This window comes from Pararcticibacter amylolyticus (assembly GCF_003130405.1).
GTDB lineage: Bacteria > Bacteroidota > Bacteroidia > Sphingobacteriales > Sphingobacteriaceae > Arcticibacter > Arcticibacter amylolyticus.
Genome location: NZ_QEAS01000018.1, coordinates 1 through 3,703, shown reverse-complemented (window position 1 = coordinate 3,703; position 3,703 = coordinate 1). Strand labels below are relative to the sequence as shown.

Annotated in this window: 3 protein-coding genes; 1 reads left to right on the top strand and 2 read right to left on the bottom strand. The window is 47.7% G+C overall.

Annotated elements, in window-relative coordinates; translation table 11 throughout:
• Nucleotides 1–2,186: bifunctional alpha,alpha-trehalose-phosphate synthase (UDP-forming)/trehalose-phosphatase (locus DDR33_RS19140; protein WP_109417479.1), on the bottom strand; the 2,186-nt coding region annotated here is incomplete at its 3' end.
• Between the two features lie 321 nt (nt 2,187–2,507).
• On the opposite strand from DDR33_RS19140, the gene DDR33_RS19135 reads away from it, so the two are divergent.
• Entirely contained in the window at nt 2,508–2,738 is a 231-nt protein-coding gene (locus tag DDR33_RS19135) for a hypothetical protein (RefSeq protein WP_109417416.1), read from the top strand.
• Nucleotides 2,739–2,857: 119 nt separating this feature from the next.
• Here the strand turns inward: DDR33_RS19135 and DDR33_RS25960 are convergent.
• A partial coding sequence (locus DDR33_RS25960; protein ID WP_158280811.1) for a hypothetical protein occupies nt 2,858–3,703 on the bottom strand: 846 nt, incomplete at its 5' end.

Below are 3,703 nucleotides of genomic sequence, written 5' to 3'. Positions count from 1 at the left end.
TATGTTAGCAGCCGGCGCAGAGCCAGGGTCCGGAGAAGGCGGCGTACTTCGCGGTAGTCACGGAGATAGTAGCGGGCGGAAGAGATGTTGCTGCCTATCTTGATTGTGAATGCCTTGTCCGGGAGTGCTTTGAACATGTCTTCATCTGTGTGATCATCGCCGAGCGCCATTATAAAGTCGTAGTCGTTGTTTTCCAGCCAGGAGAGGGAGACCTTTCCCTTATTCACTTCTACGTTTTTGATTTCGACGACCTTGTTTCCGGGAAGCATCTGCAGGCCTTTGTCTGCGGTGATAAAACGAAGAGTATTCATGAGTTCATTTGCCCTTAGCTCTCCGAGACCTTCCTCTACTTTCCTGTAGTGCCACACCAGGGAATAGCTTTTTTCTTCAATAAATGATCCGGGAGTCCTGTCTACGTAAGTTTCCAGGATAGGGCGAATCTCCTGCTTCCACTGGTTATAAAGGCCGGGGAGTTTCTGCCATTCGCCGTCTTTTCGTTTTTGCCATGCTCCGTGTTCTGCGATGATATCCATAGGCATGCGGCCGAACCAATCTTCAAGCGTCTGATAATTACGGCCGCTGACAATCACTACATTATTTGCAGGGTCTGATGTCAGCTGTTCGAGGATATCGTAAAGATCTTCATCCGGAAATGCCAGATCAATATTAGCTTTAAATCCAACCAGCGTTCCGTCATAATCGAGGAAGATGACACGGTTGGACGAAGTTAAGTAGCTGTTTTCGATATATGAGCGGGCATTTAAGCCTATGTGTTTGGCCTGCATTGAATCCTGCATTTGTTTTACTTCGCCGAGTTTTTCCATATAAATTTTTACCCAGTGTTTGATATTAAATTTTGATACTACATCTCTCATGGCCTGCATACGGCGTTCCTGTTCATTCAGGGGCATGTTCAGCGCTTCGATCATTGCCCTGTAGACTTCGCCAACATTATTGGGATTTACGATCAGTGCGTCTATTAATTCCTTGGCAGCTCCGGCCATTTCACTTAGAATCAGAACGCCTGTGTTATTTGTCCGGCTTGCCACATACTCTTTACAGACCAGGTTCATGCCATCGCGCATTGGACTGATGAGGCATACTTCTGCCATGCTATAAAGGGCAGAGAGCATTTCTACGGGAAATGACCGGTAGTAATAATTGACGGGCGTCCAGTTAAGCGTCCGGTACCGGGCATTTATATTGCCTACCAGTTTGTCTATTTCATCTCTCAGATCTTTATACTGGGCGACGGTATCGCGTGATGGGACGACGATCATATAGAGAACGACATTCTCGAGATATTCGGGGTTTCTCTGGAGAAGCATGTCGAATGCCTGAAGCCTCTGCAGAATGCCCTTACTGTAGTCGAGTCGGTCGATAGAAAGAATCATCTTACTATCATGAAAGGTTTCTTTCAGTGAGTTTACATTTGCGAGGACCTCTTCATTTGTAGTGAGTTCCTCGAATTTCTTGTCGTCAATTCCCATCGGAAAAGGCTCTGCCACCACCTGCCTGTCATCGTAATTCAGTTCATTTCCAAAGGAGTGCACCGGCAACAGCCTGGTGACAGAGCTGATGAAATGCCTTACATCATCGAATGTGTGGAAGCCAAGCAGGTCTGCACCAAGCATATTTTGCAGGATCTCTGCCCGCCACGGAATGAGTCTGAATAATTCATACGATGGAAATGGAATATGCAAAAAGAAGCCAATGGTGATTTCCGGCTGTTCGGCCCGGATCAGCCCCGGCAGCAGCAGCAACTGGTAGTCGTGGATCCATATCCTGTCTCCAGGCTCGGCCACCTGAAAAATTGCCTCTTTAAATTTTTGATTTACGGCTACATAGCTGTCCCAATAACTTTGTTCGTATTTAGCATAGGTTGGGTGATAATGAAAGACGGGCCAGAGTGTTTCGTTTGAAAAGCCTTCATAGTAAAGGTTGATCTCTTCCTGTGTCAGGAAAACAGGATAAAGATTCATTTCCTGTAATTTGCCGGTAATCTGTGATTTATGTTCTTCAGAAGATACCTCTACTCCCGGCCATCCCAGCCACATATTGTTTCCCTGACGATAAATTGAACCCAGGCCGGTCGCCAGCCCTCCTTCACTTTGCCTGAATTCCATCTCTCCGTTATTCTCTTTGATTTTAACAGGCAGTCTGTTTGAAACTATAATTGTTTTCATTGTGGTCTCCTTGTATTAAAAGGGCAAAAAAGGCTTAGTGTTTGAAGAAATTCATTTTTATGTATGAAAAAAGGGGTAGCCTTGAATGCGAAAACCGCAATATAAGAGTCTGGATAACGGACTTACGTAAAAAAGTTGTGATGATCGGATTTTGAAGTTTTCCACACAAGTTTTCCACATTTGGGTGGTAAAAAAGTTAATTTATCAGAACCATATTATTAAAGACGTGTTAATAGGTTGTTAATCAACTGAATGAAGGACAAAAAACCAATCGTTATGACACGGAACAGAGCTTTATCCATTAAAAATTGGATTAGAACTATGGGATTCGAGCTAACTAAATCCCATCAGCTGGATCACCGGACTAAGAAAATCAAGTATTATACGCTTGGTAATTTTGGGGTGTACGAAGAAATTACCCCTACTAAAAGTACAGCAGGAAAAAGACAGAAGTTTATTTCCTGGACACCCTGGGGCGACCATTTTGAAGTGAACTCTGTTCGTGACCTGAGTCAGGCGTATCACAACTTTGTGAACTACAGTCCTAACTAGGTAACGTGTAAAGAAGGCTGAAGGTCACAGAAGAGCCCTTCAGTCTTCAGCTGTTCTTGAAAAAGATTAATCCATCCTCATTACTCTTTATCCGCACCCCTTAAAGACAAACCATTCCTTTAAAGAGAAAACCTCTTTCCCAATACAAAAGGCATCCCCTCATCACCATCAGTGCTCAACCTTTCCTTCGCGCTCAACACACCCTCCGAACTCAACACCCTCTCATTCTCCACAACACCCTCCGGCCCGTTCCTTCCCGTGCCATTTCCCGCTATCCCATCCGCCCGAACCCTCCGGCCGCCCCTTTGCTCCCTCGCCCTCCGCTTCTCCGCCACCTTCGCCATCTTCTCCAGCAACTCATTCCCTGCATAACACAAGCCCGGATGACGCCCCCGGGCCTCTTTCCTCGCTTTCAGCGGCTCCTCCAGCGAAAGAGGCTCCGTCGTCCCGAAAGCCGCCAGGATCGCAGCAGGGCTGAACGAAGGTGTGTTCACCAGTCCGCCCCCTGCACCCGTATCACTTACGCCCAGGCAATCCAGTGAAGCCGTTACCAGCACCATACACCCTTCGGGGATCGTCCCTTCCATCTCAAAGTCCAGCGCCTCCATATCCTTCCAGTCCGTCACCGCCACATCCTTTACCGCCACGTACTCATAAAATTCACTGCGGAAGTTCAGAGCTGTGACCAGGAACCGCAGCCGGTAGCTGTCTGTGGCCTCTTTTACGGCAGCAGGGATCTTCAGCCCGCTAAGCTTGCCCCATCCGTCCATCTGCACGCGCACCTTTCCCCCGCTGGTCAGCGAGACCGTGGGCCTCACCTTCAGCGCCTCCCTGAGCGGGCTGTTCGCATTGAACTCGAAACCCTCCAGGCAGCTCAGATCACCGTCGTGGAGGTCGCGTGCACCCCGCAGGGCTGTTTTGCTCCTTAAGATACTCTGGTAGACAGCGCTGTTAAAGCGGTTCAC

Bases quoted from the DNA above. Each gene is read 5' to 3' on its own strand.
- DDR33_RS19135 (WP_109417416.1), top strand. From the start codon at position 2,508: ATGGGATTCGAGCTAACTAAATCCCATCAGCTGGATCACCGGACTAAG.